The sequence below is a fragment of the Enterobacter cloacae complex sp. P24RS genome (assembly GCF_014982165.1).
GTDB lineage: Bacteria > Pseudomonadota > Gammaproteobacteria > Enterobacterales > Enterobacteriaceae > Enterobacter > Enterobacter quasihormaechei.
Genome location: NZ_JADCKU010000012.1, coordinates 1 through 17,207, shown reverse-complemented (window position 1 = coordinate 17,207; position 17,207 = coordinate 1). Strand labels below are relative to the sequence as shown.

Here is a 17,207-nt window from a genome sequence, read left to right as displayed (position 1 = left end):
CTCCTCCGACAACGCTAAGATGTCACCCATCCCTTTAAATATTAGCCGCTTTTACCGTTTCCATTACACCTTGACAACAAATATTTAGCTTTCGTCTGATTTTCTCAGTCAAACGAATGAAGTTCACTATGAAGTTCATACGTTTTGTCACTCACAGGCAGAGAAAAGCGGAAAGCTGGTCAGTTTTCGGACAAGGCGATGAATTTACATGCGTTGACCACTTCCACTGGCCGTTGGCGATGTTATGATGGCGGCAATTTTTCTCTATTTGCTTACGATTCGTTGAGAACCCAAAAATGTTAAAAAAAATCTTCTTTCCGTTGGTAGCACTCTTTATGCTCGCCGGCTGCGCGACCCCGCCGACGACGATCGACGTTTCACCAAAAATTACCCTGCCTCAGCAGGACCCAAGCCTGATGGGCGTCACGGTCAGCATTAATGGTGCCGATCAGCGTCAGGATCAGGCGCTGGCGAAAGTGACCCGCGACAACCAGCAGGTCACCCTGACCGCCTCCCGCGATCTGCGCTTCCTGTTGCAGGAAGTGCTGGAGAAACAGATGACCTCCCGTGGCTACATGATTGGCCCGAGCGGCGCGGTTGATCTGCAAATCATCGTGAACAACCTGTACGCTGACGTTTCCCAGGGCAACGTTCGCTACAACATCGCGACGAAAGCCGATATCGCCATCATCGCTACCGCGAAGAACGGCAACAAAATGAATAAAAACTACCGTGCAAGCTATTCTGTTGAAGGCGCATTCCAGGCGTCCAACAAAAATATCGCTGACGCGGTTAACAGCGTGCTGACTGATACCATTGCCGACATGGCACAGGACACCAGCATTCACGATTTCATCAAGCAGAACGCCCGTTAATCCTGCTGACTGACCCGGTGCTTCACCGGGTCAGCTCATAAGAATATGTCCAGTCACTACTTACGCATTTTCCAGCAACCCAAATCAGCTATTCTGCTGATCCTTGGTTTCGCCTCCGGTTTACCGCTTGCGCTCACCTCCGGCACGTTACAAGCGTGGATGACGGTCGAGAACATCGATCTTAAAACCATTGGTTTCTTCTCGCTTGTCGGTCAGGCCTACGTCTTCAAGTTCCTGTGGTCGCCGGTGATGGACCGCTATACCCCGCCGTTCCTCGGTCGCCGTCGCGGCTGGCTCGTAATGACGCAGGTTTTCCTGCTGATCGCGATCGCCGCAATGGGTTTCCTTGAGCCGTCAACGCAGCTGCGCTGGATGGCCGCGCTTGCGGTGGTCATCGCCTTCTGTTCCGCGTCCCAGGACATTGTTTTTGACGCCTGGAAAACGGACGTCTTGCCCGCGGAAGAGCGTGGTGCCGGTGCGGCAATCAGCGTGCTGGGCTACCGCCTGGGTATGCTGGTTTCCGGCGGCCTGGCACTCTGGCTTGCCGACCGCTATCTCGGCTGGCAGGGAATGTACTGGCTGATGGCCGCTCTGCTGATCCCCTGCATTATTGCCACGCTATTTGCGCCTGAACCGAGCGATGTTATTCCGGTCCCCCGCTCGCTGGAGCAGGCCGTCGTAGCACCGCTCCGCGACTTCTTCGGTCGCAATAATGCCTGGCTGATCCTGCTGCTGATTGTCCTTTATAAGCTCGGCGATGCTTTCGCCATGAGCCTGACCACCACCTTCCTGATCCGCGGCGTCGGTTTTGATGCGGGCGAGGTCGGCGTGGTGAACAAAACCCTGGGGCTGTTTGCCACCATCGTCGGCGCGCTGTACGGCGGCGTATTGATGCAGCGCCTGACGCTGTTCCGGGCTCTGCTGATCTTCGGCATTCTTCAGGGCGCATCGAATGCCGGTTATTGGCTGCTGTCGGTAACCGACAAGAATATGATCAGCATGGCGACGGCCGTATTCTTTGAAAACCTGTGCGGCGGTATGGGCACCGCGGCCTTTGTTGCCCTGCTGATGACGCTGTGCAATAAGTCATTTTCCGCTACCCAGTTTGCGCTGCTCTCAGCGCTTTCCGCCGTCGGGCGCGTCTACGTTGGCCCTGTCGCAGGCTGGTTTGTTGAAGCTCACGGCTGGCCGACGTTTTATCTTTTCTCGGTGGTCGCGGCCGTGCCGGGAATTTTATTGCTGCTGATTTGTCGTCAGACGCTGGAATATACCCAGCGGACGGAACATTTCATGCCGCGCACGGAATATCAGGCCGCCTATCGGTTTGCGCTGCGTCTGATGATGGTAGGCTGCCTTGCGCTGGTACTGTGGCTGGTGGTGCTCATTATTAATGCAACGACCGGTCTATCGCTGCCTTTTGAAGCGCTGCTGCTGGATATTGGCGCGCTACTGGCCCTTGCGGGCATCCTGACGGGCGGCACGCTGGATTTCATGTCGCTGCGTAAAACCCGGATGACCTGAAGAAAAAAGCGAAAGGTTATTTCCCGTTGTAATAACGACCCGAAATTATAACGGTGAAATAACCGCCCTCGGTAAAAAAAATATTTGTTGTTTTGTGCGGGATAGCATTCGGAAATTATTGGAGCTTATTTCGCTACGCTATTTTCCATTAAACGATTCAGCTTTTGAAAGATTGAATTTTCGTTTTTTAGTTGTCTTTTTATTGATAATTAATTGTTAATTATTTGTGTATTTTCAACAATGGTTATACCAATTGTCCCTTTTAAGGTATGCTGGGGCACCCTTTCGTTATAACGCCCACACCGTGCGGCTTCCCTCCTGAAACGCGACATAATTTGCAACACTTGTGACATGTGCGGCAGAACCCGGTAACACCTTCCTGACACAGGGCTAATGATGTTTACAGTAATGTAACCTTCCCGTAAAATGCCCCCACACTTTAAACGCCACCAGACTCCCGTGGAATTGAGGTCGTTAAATGAGACTCAGGAAATACAATAAAAGTTTGGGATGGTTGTCATTATTCGCAGGCACTGTATTACTCAGTGGCTGCGATTCTGCACTACTAGACCCCAAAGGACAGATTGGACTGGAACAACGTTCATTGATACTGACGGCTTTTGGCCTGATGTTGATTGTGGTTATTCCTGCCATCTTGATGGCTGTTGGTTTCGCCTGGAAGTATCGTGCGAGCAATAAAGATGCGAAGTATAGCCCTAACTGGTCACACTCCAATAAAGTGGAAGCTGTGGTCTGGACGGTGCCTATTCTGATCATCCTGTTCCTTGCCGTGCTGACCTGGAAAACCACTCACGCACTTGAGCCAAGCAAGCCGCTGGTTCACGATGAAAAACCGATTACCATTGAAGTGGTCTCCATGGACTGGAAATGGTTCTTCATCTATCCAGAGCAGGGCATTGCTACCGTGAATGAAATCGCCTTCCCGGCGAACACTCCGGTTCAGTTCAAAGTGACCTCCAACTCCGTAATGAACTCCTTCTTCATCCCACGTCTGGGCAGCCAGATTTACGCGATGGCCGGTATGCAGACTAACCTGCACCTGATCGCGAATGAAGCAGGCACCTACGACGGTATCTCCGCCAGCTATAGTGGCCCGGGCTTCTCGGGTATGAAGTTCAAAGCTATCGCTACGCCAGACCGCGCGACTTTCGACCAGTGGGTTGCAAAAGCGAAGCAGTCTACCAACACCATGTCTGACATGGCGGCGTTCGAAAAAGTGGCTGCACCTAGCGAATATAACAAGGTGGAGTACTTCTCTAACGTGAAACCGAATCTGTTCAAAGATGTTATTGGCAAATTTATGGATCACGGCATGAGCATGGACATGACCCAGCCTGAAGGCGAGCACAACACGCACCAGGGTATGGAAGGCATGGACATGAGCCACGCGGAAACCGCTCACTAAGGGGCCGAGGAAGAAAATGTTCGGAAAATTGACATTGGATGCGGTGCCGTACCATGAACCCATTATCATGGTTACGATTGCTGCAATTATCATTGGTGGCGCGGCCTTACTGGGCCTTATCACTTACTTCGGTAAGTGGAGCTACCTGTGGAACGAGTGGCTGACTTCGGTCGACCACAAAAAACTCGGCATCATGTACTGCATCGTCGGTATCGTCATGTTAATTCGTGGCTTTGCGGATGCGATCATGATGCGTAGCCAGCAGGCGCTCGCTTCTGCGGGTGAAGCAGGCTTCCTGCCGCCGCACCACTACGACCAGATCTTTACCGCCCACGGCGTTATCATGATCTTCTTCGTGGCGATGCCGCTGGTTATCGGTCTGATGAACGTTGTCGTTCCGCTGCAAATCGGCGCGCGTGACGTTGCGTTCCCGTTCCTGAACAACCTGAGCTTCTGGTTCACCGTTGTCGGCGTTATCCTGGTTAACCTGTCACTGGGCGTGGGCGAGTTTGCTCAGACCGGCTGGCTGGCTTACCCGCCGCTTTCGGGAATTGAGTACAGTCCGGGCGTCGGCGTTGACTACTGGATTTGGGCGCTTCAGCTCTCCGGTGTCGGTACCACCCTGACCGGTATTAACTTCTTCGTGACCATCCTGAAGATGCGTGCACCAGGTATGACGATGTTCAAGATGCCAGTATTTACCTGGGCATCTCTGTGCGCCAACGTACTGATTATCGCGTCGTTCCCAATTCTGACCGTCACCATCGCGCTGCTGACCCTGGATCGCTATCTGGGTACCCATTTCTTCACGAATGATATGGGTGGCAACATGATGATGTACATCAACCTGATTTGGGCCTGGGGTCACCCGGAAGTGTACATTCTGGTTCTGCCTGTGTTCGGTGTGTTCTCCGAAATCGCGGCAACCTTCTCGCGTAAGCGTCTGTTTGGTTACACCTCGCTGGTGTGGGCAACCGTATGTATTACCGTTCTGTCGTTCATCGTCTGGCTGCACCACTTCTTCACCATGGGTGCGGGCGCGAACGTAAACGCCTTCTTCGGTATTACCACCATGATTATCGCGATCCCAACCGGGGTTAAGATCTTCAACTGGCTGTTCACTATGTACCAGGGCCGTATCCAGTTCCACTCAGCCATGCTGTGGACTATCGGCTTCATCGTGACCTTCTCCGTAGGCGGGATGACCGGCGTACTGCTGGCGGTACCAGGTGCTGACTTTGTTCTGCACAACAGTCTGTTCCTGATTGCGCACTTCCATAACGTTATCATCGGCGGCGTCGTCTTCGGCTGCTTCGCAGGTGTGACCTACTGGTGGCCTAAAGCGTTTGGCTTCACGCTGAACGAAACCTGGGGTAAACGCGCGTTCTGGTTCTGGATCATCGGCTTCTTCGTGGCGTTTATGCCGCTGTACGTGCTGGGCTTCATGGGTATGACCCGTCGCCTGAGCCAGCAGATTGACCCGCAGTTCCACCCAATGCTGATGGTTGCAGCGGGCGGTGCGGTTCTGATTGCCTGCGGTATCGCGTCTCAGCTGATTCAGTTCTACGTTTCTATTCGCGACCGCGACCAGAACCGTGACCTGACCGGTGACCCGTGGGGTGGCCGTACGCTGGAGTGGGCAACCTCTTCTCCACCTCCTTTCTATAACTTCGCCGTTGTGCCGCAGATCCATGAACGCGACGCATTCTGGGAAATGAAAGAAAAAGGTGAAGCGTACAAGCAGCCTGAGCATTACGAAGAGATCCACATGCCGAAAAACAGCGCTGCGGGCATTGTGATTGCCGCTTTCGCGACGGTATTTGGTTTCGCAATGATCTGGCACATCTGGTGGATGGCGATTGTTGGCTTCGCTGGCATCGTAATCAGCTGGATTGTGAAGAGCTTTGACGAGGACGTGGACTACTACGTACCAGTCCGTGAAGTTGAAAAGCTGGAAAATCAGCATTTTGACGAGATTTCTAAAGCGGGGCTGAAAAATGGCAACTGATACTCTGGCGCACTCAACTGCCCACGCGCATGAGCATGCGCACCATGATGCAGGACCGAATAAAGTTTTCGGTTTCTGGATCTACCTGATGAGCGACTGCATCCTGTTCTGCTGTCTGTTCGCAACCTATGCCGTTCTGGTGAACGGCACAGCGGGCGGCCCGACCGGTAAGGACATCTTTGAGCTGCCGTTCGTTCTGGTTGAAACCGCACTGCTGTTATTCAGCTCCATCACCTACGGCATGGCGGCTATCGCCATGTACAAGAACAACAAGAGCCAGGTTGTCTCCTGGCTGGCGTTGACCTGGCTGTTTGGTGCTGGCTTTATCGGGATGGAAATCTATGAATTCCATCACCTGATTGCGGAAGGTTTCGGTCCGGATCGCAGCGGCTTCCTGTCGGCGTTCTTTGCGCTGGTCGGCACCCACGGTCTGCACGTGACCTCGGGCCTGATCTGGATGGCGGTTCTAATGTTCCAGATCTCCCGTCGTGGCCTGACCAGTACTAACCGTACCCGTATTATGTGCCTGAGCCTGTTCTGGCACTTCCTTGACGTGGTATGGATCTGTGTGTTCTCTGTTGTCTATCTGATGGGGGCGATGTAATGAGTCATTCTAACGATCATGGCGCTTCCCACGGCAGCGTAAAAACCTACATGACAGGTTTCATCCTGTCGATCATCCTGACGGTGATCCCGTTCTGGATGGTGATGAACGGTTCTGCATCCAAGCCGGTTATCCTGGGAGCAATCCTGGTGACCGCAGTGATTCAGATTCTGGTGCATCTGGTTTGCTTCCTGCACATGAACACCAAGTCCGATGAAGGCTGGAACATGACGGCCTTTATCTTTACCGTGATTATCATCGCTATCCTGGTAGTCGGTTCCATCTGGATTATGTGGAACCTTAACTACAACATGATGGTTCACTAAGAGCGGCGAGTATGTTTAAGCAATACCTGCAAGTCACGAAACCAGGCATCATCTTTGGCAACCTGATCTCCGTAATCGGAGGGTTCCTGCTGGCCTCTAAAGGCAGCATTGATTACACCCTCTTTATTTACACGCTGGTCGGTGTGTCACTGGTGGTTGCGTCCGGTTGTGTATTTAACAACTACATCGACATGGATATCGACAAGAAGATGGAAAGGACCAAAAATCGGGTGCTGGTTAAAGGCCTGATTGCCCCTTCCGTCTCGCTGGTGTACGCCACCTTGCTGGGTATTGCTGGCTTTATGCTGCTGTGGTTTGGTGCTAACCCGCTGGCCTGCTGGCTGGGGGTGATGGGGTTCGTAGTGTATGTAGGCGTCTACAGCCTGTATATGAAACGTCACTCCGTCTACGGCACGCTGATTGGTTCTCTCTCCGGCGCTGCGCCGCCGGTGATTGGCTACTGCGCCGTCACGAACGAGTTCGACAGCGGTGCGCTCATCCTGCTGGCTATCTTTAGCCTGTGGCAGATGCCGCACTCCTACGCCATCGCGATTTTCCGCTTCAAGGATTATCAGGCGGCGAACATTCCGGTTCTCCCGGTCGTGAAAGGTATCTCGGTTGCCAAGAACCACATCACGCTGTACATCATCGCCTTTGCCGTGGCAACGCTGATGCTCTCTCTGGGCGGTTACGCCGGATATAAATATTTGGTGGTAGCGGCCGCGGTGAGCGTCTGGTGGCTCGGCATGGCCCTGCGCGGCTACAAGGTGGAAGACGACAAAGTTTGGGCACGCAAGCTGTTTGTGTTTTCGATTGTCGCCATCACCTCCCTGTCCGTGATGATGTCCGTAGACTTTATGGTGCCGGACTCGCAAAACCTGCTGACTTACGTCTGGTAAGTTTATGTGATGATGAAAAGGGTGCTTCGGCACCCTTTTTTATTCACCAAATCCATTAATCACGCATGTAATATTTGTTAAATAAGCCTTTATTTACCCCGCCCCTTCCCCGCACTACACTATGGCCTGCTTTTGAACTGAGGTGGTAATGAACGATTATAAAATGACGCCAGGCGAGCTGCGTGCGACCTGGGGTTTAGGGACTGTTTTCTCGCTGCGGATGCTTGGCATGTTTATGGTCCTGCCCGTTCTGACCACGTATGGCATGGCGTTACAGGGTGCCAGCGAAGCGCTGATTGGTCTGGCGATCGGTATCTACGGCCTGGCGCAGGCAATATTCCAGATCCCCTTTGGCCTGCTCTCCGACCGCGTGGGTCGCAAACCGCTGATTGTCGGCGGTCTGCTGGTATTTATCCTCGGCAGCGTCATTGCCGCCCTCTCCCACTCCATCTGGGGCATTATTCTTGGCCGCGCCCTGCAAGGGTCCGGTGCCATTGCTGCTGCCGTGATGGCGCTGCTGTCAGATTTAACCCGCGAGCAAAACCGCACCAAAGCCATGGCGTTTATTGGCGTCAGCTTCGGCGTCACTTTTGCCATTGCAATGGTGCTGGGGCCGATTATCACGCATGCGCTCGGCCTGCACGCTCTGTTCTGGATGATTGCGGTGCTGGCGACCATCGGGATCGCACTCACGCTGTGGGTTGTGCCAGACAGTAAAAATCACGTTCTCAACCGTGAATCCGGGATGGTTAAAGGCTGCTTTAGTAAAGTCATCGCCGAGCCGCGTCTGCTTAAGCTTAACTTCGGCATTATGTGTCTGCACATTCTGCTGATGTCCACCTTCGTCGCCCTGCCCGGCCAGCTTGCCGCAGCAGGTTTCCCGGCGGCCGAGCACTGGAAAATTTATCTGGTCACAATGCTAATCTCGTTTGTCTCCGTTGTGCCCTTCATTATTTACGCCGAAGTGAAGCGCAAAATGAAACGCGTCTTCGTGGGCTGCGTGGCATTACTGCTGATTGCCGAGATTGTGCTGTGGGGCGCCGGCCCGCACTTCTGGGAGCTGATCGCAGGCGTGCAGCTGTTCTTCCTGGCGTTTAATCTGATGGAAGCCCTGCTGCCCTCGCTTATCAGCAAAGAGTCTCCGGCAGGATACAAAGGCACCGCGATGGGCATTTACTCCACCAGCCAGTTTCTCGGCGTGGCGATCGGCGGCTCGCTCGGCGGCTGGGTGGACGGTCTGTTTGATTCCCAGACCGTTTTTCTCGCCGGTGCGCTGCTGGCGATGCTCTGGCTGTTTGTGGCCAGCACCATGAAAGAGCCGCGCTATGTGAGTAGCCTGCGGGTAGAAATTCCTGATGAGGTGACAATCGGTGATGCGTTAAAACAGCGTCTGGAAGCGACAGAAGGCGTGAGCGAAGTGCTGATTGTCCCGGAAGAGCGCAGTGCGTACGTCAAAATTGACAGCAAAGTGACGAACCGCTTTGAGGTGGAGCAGGCGCTGAAGGCCTGAAAAAATGCCCGGTTTAGCCGGGCATTATTGTCTTAATCGCGGAAGTTTTTAAACTGGAATGGCTGACCTAAATCGCCGCCGCGCACCAGCGCCATGACGGACTGGAGATCGTCGCGAGATTTTCCGGTTACGCGAATTTCTTCGCCCTGGATCTGCGCCTGCACCTTCAGCTTACTGTCTTTAATCAGCTTCACGATTTTCTTCTGCACGGCACTTTCAATGCCCTGCTTCAGCTTCGCTTCCACAAACCAGGTTTTACCGCTATGAACGAAATCTTCCGGCACATCCAGTGAGGTCCCTTCGATGCCGCGCTTGAGCAGCTTGGCGCGCAGGATATCCAGCAGCTGATTGACCTGGAAATCAGACTCGCTCAGGACTTTGATCGTCTTGTTAGCGTCGTTCAGTTCAATCGTCGCCTCAACGCCACGAAAATCGAAACGTGACTCAACCTCACGGACAGCATTATCTACGCCGTTACGCGCTTCCTGCAAATCAACTTCAGAAACAATATCGAAAGATGGCATCTTTTCTTCTCCCTTCATTTTTGTTGCGTTGCATAATACCCGCAACGAGGCATAACGAGAAGCTTAGCTGATGCCGCTATACTTAGTGTCACAGCACCTGGCACCGTTGCAGGTGAGGAGGAACAATGAAAGTAACAGTGCTTGGATGCGGAGCCCTTGGCCAACTCTGGCTTACAGCGCTATGCAAACAGGGACACGACGTACAGGGCTGGCTGCGCATTCCTCAGCCCTATTGCAGTGTGAACGTGATGGGTACCGACGGTTCAATTTTTAACGAGTCTTTGACGGCAAACGATCCGGAATTTCTCGCCACCAGCGATCTGCTGCTGGTCACGCTGAAGGCCTGGCAGGTCTCCGATGCGGTGAAAAGCCTGGCCGCCCAGTTACCTGAAAGCACGCCAATCCTGCTGATCCACAACGGCATGGGTACCATTGAAGAGCTAAAAACTGTCCGGCAACCGCTGCTAATAGGGACAACCACCCACGCGGCACGTCGCGACGGTAGCGTCATTATCCACGTTGCCAGCGGTATCACCCATATCGGTCCTGCGCGTGAGCAGCCCGGCGATTACAGCTATCTTGCCGATACGTTGCAATGCACGCTGCCTGACGTCGCCTGGCACAATAACATTCGTGCGGAACTGTGGCGCAAGCTGGCGGTCAACTGCGCGATCAACCCCCTGACCGCCCTGCTGGACTGCCCTAACGGTGAACTGCGTCAGCATTCGGATCAGGTGGCGCTGATTTGCCGGGAAGTTGCCGACGTGATTGAGCGCGAAGGCTACCACACCTCAGAAACCGATTTACGTTATTATGTCGACCAGGTCATTGAGAGTACGGCAGAAAATATCTCTTCAATGTTGCAGGATGTCCGGGCGATGCGGCATACCGAAATTGATTACATTACCGGTTATCTGTTAAAACGCGCCCGGGCACACGGCATTACCGTTGCCGAAAACAGCCGTCTGTTTGAGTCAGTAAAACGAAAGGAGAGTGAGTATGAGCGCATCGGCACTGGTATGCCTCGCCCCTGGTAGCGAAGAGACAGAAGCGGTCACCGCCATTGATTTAATGGTGCGCGGCGGTATTAAGGTTACCACCGCCAGCGTCGCCAGCGACGGCGATCTGACGATCGTTTGTTCCCGTGGGATGAAGATCCTGGCGGATGCACCGCTTGTACAGGTGGCAGACGGCGATTACGACATTATTGTCCTGCCGGGTGGGCTGAAGGGCGCGGAGTGTTTCCGCGACAGCCCGCTGCTGGTTGAAACCGTTCGTCAGTTTCATCTTTCCGGGCGTATCGTTGCGGCGATCTGTGCTGCCGCTGGTACGGTGCTGGTTCCACACGACATCTTCCCCATCGGCAATATGACCGGCTTCCCCGGCCTTAAGGACACCATTCCGCAAGAGCAGTGGGTGGATAAGCGCGTGGTCTGGGATCCGCGGGTTAACCTGCTCACCAGCCAGGGGCCGGGCACCGCCATTGATTTTGGCTTAAAGATTATTGACCTGCTGGTCGGTCGCGAGAAAGCGTACGAAGTGGCGTCATCGCTGGTGATGGCGGCGGGGATTTATAACTACTACGAGTAAAAAAAGCCGGGTGGCGGCTACGCCTTACCCGGCCTACAAGTGCACGGTACCGTAGGCCCGGTAAGCGAAGCGCCACCGGGCAATAGGCTACGGGCGATACACCTTCACGTTCGCGAAGCCCTGCTCACGCAGGTACAGCGCCTGCAAACGGCTCATCACCCCGCGCTCACACCACAGCAGATACGTTTTGCTCTGGTCGAGATCGCCAAATTGGGTGCTCAGCTTGTAGAACGGCAGAGAAACCACGTCCACGCCTTCCACCTGCAACGGCTTGTCATCCTGCTCGTCAATCGAGCGGATATCCAGAATGGCATCGTTAGCGCCGAATCCGCTGACGGTTTCCACCTCAACCACATCCTGCTCGGTCTGCTGGGCAATTTCGCGGATATCAATGTTGGACGCTTCCGCCACCACTTTTTCCAGAATGCTGAAATCGAAGTTCTCTTCTTCCGCTTCGATCTTCGCCTTCACCGCCTTGATGGTTGGGCTTTTTGAGATCACACCGCAATATTCCGGCATGGTACGGGCAAAATCTTCAGTACCGATTTTGCGCGCCAAATCGATGATGTGCTCTTTATCGTGCGAGATCAGCGGACGCAGGATCAGCGTATCTGATACGTTGTCGATAAGACGCAGGTTGGTCAGCGTCTGGCTGGAGACCTGGCCCAGCGCTTCGCCAGTGACCAGCGCCTGCACGCCGTAGCGCTCGGCCACTTTGGACGCCGCGCGTACCATCATACGTTTGAGGATCACGCCCATCTGGCCATCATCCACTTTTTCAAGGATTTCGCCCACTACCGGCTCAAAGTTGATCGCCACAAAACGCACGCGGTGGGAGCTGCCGAAACGGTTCCACAGGTAATGCGCCACCTGACGGACGCCAATTTCATGCGCCGCGCCGCCCAGGTTGAAGAAGCAGTAGTGTACGCGGCAGCCGCGACGCATCAGCATATAGCTGGAGACGCCGGAGTCGAAGCCGCCGGAGATCAGCGACAGCACATCTTCCTGCGTGCCGATCGGGAAACCGCCAATACCTTCATAACGACCCTTAACCAGCAGCAGACGATCGTTCTCGATCTCAAGGTTAACGGTGACGTCCGGGTTAGTCAGGCGCACGCGCGCCGTCTCAACGTGCTGGTTCAGACCGCCGCCGACGTAGCGCTCAACTTCAATCGAGCTAAACTCGTGCTTACCGCGACGCTTCACGCGTACGCAGAAGGTTTTGCCTTCGATCTGGTCGCGGTACTGTACCAGCGCCTTTTCGAAGATATCGTGCATATCGCTGAACGGAACGTCTTCCACTTCCAGAATATGATGAATACCAGGAATACGGGTCAGCGCGTCGCGAATATCAAGACGTTTGCTTTCGTCTTTCGCGCGGACTTCAACGTGGTCCCAGTGACGCACCACGGCGAGCGTTTCGTCGTAGTGTTTTAATACGTTACGAATGTTCCCGGTGAGAATTTTAATAAAGCGCAAACGCACAGATTGGCTTTTGATGGTGATTTCAGGGAACAATTTAATGATAAACTTCATGGCGGCAATGTTTCTTAGGCAAGCTTATAAAGGCTTGTAGTGGAAAATGATACAGCAGCCCACACCCGTGGCTGCATCCAGGCGCGCAAGTATACCACCATCGCGCCACTCGCGTTATTTGATAATTGCCCCGAGTCCGTTACCATGTTGGGGCGAAGAATATAAGAGTTAATTCACTATGCCGAAGAAGAACGACGCACCGGCCAGTTTTGAAACTGCGCTGAGTGAGCTTGAGCAGATTGTTACCCGCCTCGAGAGCGGCGAATTACCGCTGGAAGATGCCCTTAACGAATTTGAACGCGGTGTGCAGCTTGCGCGCCAGGGGCAGGTAAAGCTCCAGCAGGCCGAGCAGCGTGTGCAGATCCTGCTTTCCGACAGCGAAGACGCTAAAACCACGCCATTCACACCGGACGCCGAGTAAATGGATTTTTCCAACGCGCTTCAGGCGCGCGTCGTTCGCGCCAACGACGCCCTGCGCCGTTTTATTGAGCCGCAGCCTTTTCAGAACACTCCACTGGTTGAAGCCATGCACTATGGCGCACTCTTAGGAGGTAAACGCCTGCGTCCGTTCCTCGTGTATGCCACGGGCAACATGTTTGGCATCAGCGATAACACGCTGGACGCCCCGGCAGCCGCCGTGGAGTGTATTCACGCCTATTCGCTGATCCACGACGATCTCCCGGCGATGGACGATGACGATCTGCGTCGCGGTCAGCCGACCTGCCACATTAAGTTCGGCGAAGCGAATGCCATTCTGGCGGGCGATGCTCTGCAAACCCTGGCGTTCTCAATTCTGAGCGATGCGCCGATGGTTGAGGTAAGCGATCGCGATCGTCTGGCGATGGTGTCCGAGCTGGCGATGGCCAGCGGCGTCGCCGGCATGTGCGGCGGCCAGGCGCTGGATTTAGAAGCTGAAGGTCGTCAGGTGACGCTGGAACAGCTGGAGCGCATCCACCGTCACAAAACGGGCGCACTGATTCGGGCAGCCGTTCGCCTGGGCGCGCTGAGCGCGGGTGAACGTGGGCGCAAAGCCCTGCCGATTCTGGACAGATACGCAGAAAGTATCGGTCTGGCATTCCAGGTTCAGGATGACATTCTGGATGTGGTGGGCGATACTGCAACATTGGGAAAACGTCAGGGTGCGGATCAGCAGCTTGGCAAAAGTACCTACCCCGCCCTGCTGGGCCTTGAGCATGCCCAACGTAAAGCCCGGGATCTGATAGACGATGCCCGCCGGTCGCTGAATGAGCTGGCCGCGCAATCGCTGGATACCTCGGCACTGGAAGCGCTAGCGGACTACATAATCCAGCGTGATAAATAAACTATATATCTCGATGAGCCTTTGATGAGTTTTGATATTGCCAAATACCCGACACTGGCGTTAGTTGACTCCACTCAGGAGTTACGTCTGTTGCCGAAAGAGAGTCTGCCGAAGCTGTGTGACGAGCTGCGTCGCTACCTGCTCGACAGCGTTAGCCGCTCCAGCGGCCACTTCGCCTCCGGGCTTGGCACGGTTGAGCTGACCGTGGCGTTGCATTACGTCTATAACACGCCGTTCGATCAGCTGATCTGGGATGTGGGCCACCAGGCCTATCCGCACAAAATTCTGACCGGACGTCGCGATCAAATTGGCACCATTCGCCAGAAGGGTGGCCTGCATCCGTTCCCGTGGCGCGGCGAGAGCGAGTTTGACGTGTTAAGCGTCGGTCATTCCTCCACCTCCATTTCCGCGGGCATCGGGATTGCCGTTGCCGCCGAAAAAGAGAATAAGCAACGCTGTACCGTCTGCGTCATTGGCGACGGGGCGATCACCGCCGGGATGGCTTTTGAAGCCATGAACCACGCGGGCGATATCAAGCCGGACATGCTGGTTATCCTCAACGATAACGAAATGTCGATCTCCGAAAACGTCGGCGCGCTGAATAACCATCTGGCGCAGCTGCTTTCCGGCAAGCTTTACTCCTCCCTGCGGGAAGGCGGGAAAAAAGTTTTCTCCGGCGTGCCGCCGATCAAAGAGCTGCTCAAGCGTACCGAAGAACACATCAAAGGCATGGTCGTGCCGGGCACGCTGTTCGAAGAGCTGGGCTTTAACTATATTGGCCCGGTGGACGGGCACGATGTGCTGGGTCTGGTGACCACGCTGAAAAACATGCGCGATCTGAAAGGCCCGCAGTTCCTGCACATCATGACCAAAAAAGGGCGTGGCTACGAACCGGCGGAAAAAGATCCGATCACCTTCCACGCGGTGCCCAAATTTGACCATACCAGCGGCTGCCTGCCGAAAAGCAGCGGCGGAATGCCGAGCTACTCAAAAATCTTTGGCGACTGGCTGTGCGAAACGGCGGCAAAAGATAACAAGCTGATGGCGGTCACGCCTGCCATGCGTGAAGGCTCCGGTATGGTCGAGTTCTCCAAAAAATACCCGGACCAGTATTTCGACGTCGCCATTGCCGAGCAGCATGCGGTTACCTTCGCGGCAGGGCTGGCGATTGGCGGCTACAAGCCGGTGGTGGCGATTTACTCCACCTTCCTGCAACGCGCCTACGATCAGGTGATCCATGACGTTGCCATCCAGAAGCTGCCGGTGCTGTTTGCTATCGACCGCGCGGGCATCGTGGGGGCCGACGGTCAGACGCACCAGGGGGCGTTTGATCTCTCCTTCCTGCGCTGCATCCCGGACATGGTCATCATGACGCCAAGCGACGAAAACGAGTGTCGTCAGATGCTGTATACCGGCTACCACTATCAGGACGGCCCCTGCGCGGTACGTTATCCGCGCGGCAATGCCCTTGGCGTTGAACTTCAGCCGCTGGAAAAGCTGGACATCGGTAAAGGTCTGGTGAAACGTCGCGGCGAAAAAGTGGCGATCCTGAACTTTGGTACGCTGATGCCGGAAGCGGCAAAAGTTGCTGAAACCCTGAACGCGACGCTGGTGGATATGCGCTTTGTGAAGCCGCTCGATGAATCTCTGATTCTGAGCATGGCGGAAAGCCATGACGTGCTGGTCACGCTGGAAGAGAACGCCATCATGGGTGGCGCGGGTAGCGGCGTGAACGAGGTACTGATGGCGAACCGTAAATGGGTTCCGGTGCTGAATCTCGGCCTGCCGGACCACTTTATCCCGCAAGGTACTCAGGACGAGGCGCGTGCCGACATCGGCCTGGACGCCGCCGGTATCGAAGCCAGAATCCGCAGCTGGCTGGCCTGATCCCTCCCCTTTTCTGCTCCTGCTATGCTTAAACGTATTGTTTAAACAGCAGGAGCGGAACCATGCAATACACGACATTAGGAAAAACGGACCTCAGGGTGTCCCGGCTTTGCCTGGGCTGCATGACCTTTGGCGAGCCTGACCGGGGAAATCACGCCTGGACGCTGCCGGAAGAGAGCAGCCGCCCTATCATCAAGCGCGCCATAGACGGCGGCATCAACTTCTTCGATACCGCCAACAGCTACTCTGACGGCAGCAGCGAAGAGATTGTGGGCCGCGCCCTGCGTGATTTTGCCCGTCGGGATGAGATTGTGGTCGCCACCAAGGTTTACTACCCGTCAGGCGATCTGACTGAAGGCCTTTCTCGCGCGCAGATCCTCCGTTCCATCGATGACAGCCTCAGACGCCTGAACATGGATTACGTCGACCTGCTGCAAATCCACCGCTGGGATTACAACACGCCGACTGAAGAGACGCTTGAAGCGCTGAACGATGTCGTAAAAGCGGGTAAAGCGCGCTATATCGGCGCGTCGTCCATGCACGCGTCGCAGTTTGCTCAGGCGCTCGATCTCCAGGCGCAGCACGGCTGGGCGCGCTTTGTCACCATGCAGGATCATTACAACCTGATTTATCGGGAAGAAGAACGCGAAATGCTGCCGCTCTGCGACCAGGAAGGCGTGGCGGTGATCCCGTGGAGCCCACTGGCGCGCGGACGCTTAACCCGTCCGTGGGGAGAAACCACGGCGCGGCTGGTATCGGATGAAGTGGGTAAAAATCTGTACGATAACACGGAAGCCAGCGATGCGCTGATTGCCGAACGTTTAGCCGGCATCGCCGACGATATCGGCGCAACGCGCGCGCAGGTGGCGCTGGCGTGGCTGCTGGGCAAGCGGGGTGTCGCCGCACCGATTATTGGTACATCGCGGGAAGAACAGCTGGATGAGTTGTTAAGCGCGGTGGATTTATCGCTGACCCCGGAGCAGGTTGCCGAGCTGGAGACACCGTATCAGCAGCATCCGGTGGTGGGGTTTAAGTAAACACTTGCCGGGTGGCGGCTTACCCGGCCTACGATCGCACACTATTTGTAGGCCGGGTAAGCGTAGTGTATGACCGGATACATAGGTGACAGATCAGACCGGGAACATAGGTAACACTTTTAGTCTATCCGGAGCACACTCTG

The 17,207-nt window shown here is 54.9% G+C and carries 16 protein-coding genes; 14 read left to right on the top strand and 2 right to left on the bottom strand.

Annotated elements, in window-relative coordinates; all coding sequences use genetic code 11:
• Positions 1–296 precede the first annotated feature (296 nt).
• The 8 genes from INF58_RS13755 (at position 297) to INF58_RS13720 (ending at position 9,169) form a co-directional block, all read left to right on the top strand.
• The gene (locus tag INF58_RS13755; RefSeq protein ID WP_006809883.1) at positions 297–875 is read left to right on the top strand and encodes a lipoprotein; all 579 of its coding nucleotides are present in this window, start codon (positions 297–299) and stop codon (positions 873–875) included.
• A gap of 45 nt (positions 876–920) precedes the next feature.
• Entirely contained in the window at positions 921–2,396 is a 1,476-nt protein-coding gene (gene ampG, locus INF58_RS13750) for a muropeptide MFS transporter AmpG (protein WP_063451695.1), read from the top strand.
• Between the two features lie 478 nt (positions 2,397–2,874).
• A complete protein-coding gene (cyoA, locus tag INF58_RS13745; protein WP_003859054.1) occupies positions 2,875–3,822 on the top strand; it encodes a cytochrome o ubiquinol oxidase subunit II in 948 nt (315 codons plus the stop codon).
• Positions 3,823–3,838: 16 nt separating this feature from the next.
• Complete coding sequence (gene cyoB, locus INF58_RS13740; RefSeq protein ID WP_063869066.1) at positions 3,839–5,830, top strand: cytochrome o ubiquinol oxidase subunit I; 1,992 nt, start codon at positions 3,839–3,841, stop codon at positions 5,828–5,830.
• Positions 5,820–6,434: a cytochrome o ubiquinol oxidase subunit III gene (locus INF58_RS13735; protein ID WP_063451697.1), complete on the top strand. Its 615-nt coding sequence runs from the start codon at positions 5,820–5,822 to the stop codon at positions 6,432–6,434. The genes cyoB and INF58_RS13735 overlap by 11 nt, the downstream gene beginning before the upstream one ends.
• Entirely contained in the window at positions 6,434–6,760 is a 327-nt protein-coding gene (locus INF58_RS13730; protein WP_006809888.1) for a cytochrome o ubiquinol oxidase subunit IV, read from the top strand. Before INF58_RS13735 ends, INF58_RS13730 begins: the two co-directional genes overlap by 1 nt.
• Positions 6,761–6,771: 11 nt before the next feature.
• Positions 6,772–7,659, top strand: coding sequence for a heme o synthase (gene cyoE, locus INF58_RS13725; protein ID WP_003859062.1), 888 nt, complete (start codon positions 6,772–6,774; stop codon positions 7,657–7,659).
• A 148-nt stretch (positions 7,660–7,807) separates the two neighbouring features.
• Positions 7,808–9,169: an MFS transporter gene (locus INF58_RS13720; protein ID WP_107534797.1), complete on the top strand. Its 1,362-nt coding sequence runs from the start codon at positions 7,808–7,810 to the stop codon at positions 9,167–9,169.
• 32 nt (positions 9,170–9,201) lie between these two features.
• On the opposite strand, the gene INF58_RS13715 is transcribed toward INF58_RS13720, so the two are convergent.
• A complete protein-coding gene (locus INF58_RS13715) occupies positions 9,202–9,693 on the bottom strand; it encodes a YajQ family cyclic di-GMP-binding protein (RefSeq protein WP_063451798.1) in 492 nt (163 codons plus the stop codon).
• A 125-nt stretch (positions 9,694–9,818) separates the two neighbouring features.
• On the opposite strand from INF58_RS13715, the gene panE reads away from it, so the two are divergent.
• Both panE and yajL read left to right on the top strand, forming a co-directional pair.
• Positions 9,819–10,730, top strand: coding sequence for a 2-dehydropantoate 2-reductase (gene panE, locus INF58_RS13710; RefSeq protein ID WP_193527886.1), 912 nt, complete (start codon positions 9,819–9,821; stop codon positions 10,728–10,730).
• The gene (gene yajL, locus INF58_RS13705) at positions 10,693–11,283 is read left to right on the top strand and encodes a protein deglycase YajL (protein ID WP_193527885.1); all 591 of its coding nucleotides are present in this window, start codon (positions 10,693–10,695) and stop codon (positions 11,281–11,283) included. The genes panE and yajL overlap by 38 nt, the downstream gene beginning before the upstream one ends.
• A gap of 87 nt (positions 11,284–11,370) precedes the next feature.
• Here the strand turns inward: yajL and thiI are convergent, their stop codons facing one another.
• Positions 11,371–12,819, bottom strand: a complete 1,449-nt coding sequence (gene thiI / locus INF58_RS13700; RefSeq protein ID WP_112791900.1) for a tRNA uracil 4-sulfurtransferase ThiI — start codon at positions 12,817–12,819, stop codon at positions 11,371–11,373.
• 178 nt (positions 12,820–12,997) lie between these two features.
• On the opposite strand from thiI, the gene xseB reads away from it, so the two are divergent.
• From xseB to INF58_RS13680, 4 genes are all read left to right on the top strand, one after another.
• Complete coding sequence (gene xseB, locus INF58_RS13695) at positions 12,998–13,240, top strand: exodeoxyribonuclease VII small subunit (protein WP_193527884.1); 243 nt, start codon at positions 12,998–13,000, stop codon at positions 13,238–13,240.
• Complete coding sequence (gene ispA / locus INF58_RS13690) at positions 13,241–14,140, top strand: (2E,6E)-farnesyl diphosphate synthase (RefSeq protein ID WP_112791899.1); 900 nt, start codon at positions 13,241–13,243, stop codon at positions 14,138–14,140. It begins immediately after the preceding gene.
• A gap of 24 nt (positions 14,141–14,164) precedes the next feature.
• A complete protein-coding gene (gene dxs, locus INF58_RS13685) occupies positions 14,165–16,027 on the top strand; it encodes a 1-deoxy-D-xylulose-5-phosphate synthase (protein WP_193527883.1) in 1,863 nt (620 codons plus the stop codon).
• A gap of 62 nt (positions 16,028–16,089) precedes the next feature.
• Positions 16,090–17,064 (top strand): aldo/keto reductase, encoded by a 975-nt coding sequence (locus tag INF58_RS13680; RefSeq protein ID WP_193527882.1) that lies wholly within the window; start codon positions 16,090–16,092, stop codon positions 17,062–17,064.
• Positions 17,065–17,207: the final 143 nt, after the last annotated feature.

Bases quoted from the DNA above. Each gene is read 5' to 3' on its own strand.
- cyoA (WP_003859054.1), top strand. From the start codon at position 2,875: ATGAGACTCAGGAAATACAATAAAAGTTTGGGATGGTTGTCATTATTC.
- ispA (WP_112791899.1), top strand. From the start codon at position 13,241: ATGGATTTTTCCAACGCGCTTCAGGCGCGCGTCGTTCGCGCCAACGAC.
- INF58_RS13735 (WP_063451697.1), top strand. From the start codon at position 5,820: ATGGCAACTGATACTCTGGCGCACTCAACTGCCCACGCGCATGAGCAT.
- cyoE (WP_003859062.1), top strand. From the start codon at position 6,772: ATGTTTAAGCAATACCTGCAAGTCACGAAACCAGGCATCATCTTTGGC.
- ampG (WP_063451695.1), top strand. From the start codon at position 921: ATGTCCAGTCACTACTTACGCATTTTCCAGCAACCCAAATCAGCTATT.
- panE (WP_193527886.1), top strand. From the start codon at position 9,819: ATGAAAGTAACAGTGCTTGGATGCGGAGCCCTTGGCCAACTCTGGCTT.
- INF58_RS13755 (WP_006809883.1), top strand. From the start codon at position 297: ATGTTAAAAAAAATCTTCTTTCCGTTGGTAGCACTCTTTATGCTCGCC.
- cyoB (WP_063869066.1), top strand. From the start codon at position 3,839: ATGTTCGGAAAATTGACATTGGATGCGGTGCCGTACCATGAACCCATT.
- INF58_RS13730 (WP_006809888.1), top strand. From the start codon at position 6,434: ATGAGTCATTCTAACGATCATGGCGCTTCCCACGGCAGCGTAAAAACC.
- INF58_RS13680 (WP_193527882.1), top strand. From the start codon at position 16,090: ATGCAATACACGACATTAGGAAAAACGGACCTCAGGGTGTCCCGGCTT.
- thiI (WP_112791900.1), bottom strand. From the start codon at position 12,819: ATGAAGTTTATCATTAAATTGTTCCCTGAAATCACCATCAAAAGCCAA.
- xseB (WP_193527884.1), top strand. From the start codon at position 12,998: ATGCCGAAGAAGAACGACGCACCGGCCAGTTTTGAAACTGCGCTGAGT.
- INF58_RS13720 (WP_107534797.1), top strand. From the start codon at position 7,808: ATGAACGATTATAAAATGACGCCAGGCGAGCTGCGTGCGACCTGGGGT.
- dxs (WP_193527883.1), top strand. From the start codon at position 14,165: ATGAGTTTTGATATTGCCAAATACCCGACACTGGCGTTAGTTGACTCC.
- yajL (WP_193527885.1), top strand. From the start codon at position 10,693: ATGAGCGCATCGGCACTGGTATGCCTCGCCCCTGGTAGCGAAGAGACA.
- INF58_RS13715 (WP_063451798.1), bottom strand. From the start codon at position 9,693: ATGCCATCTTTCGATATTGTTTCTGAAGTTGATTTGCAGGAAGCGCGT.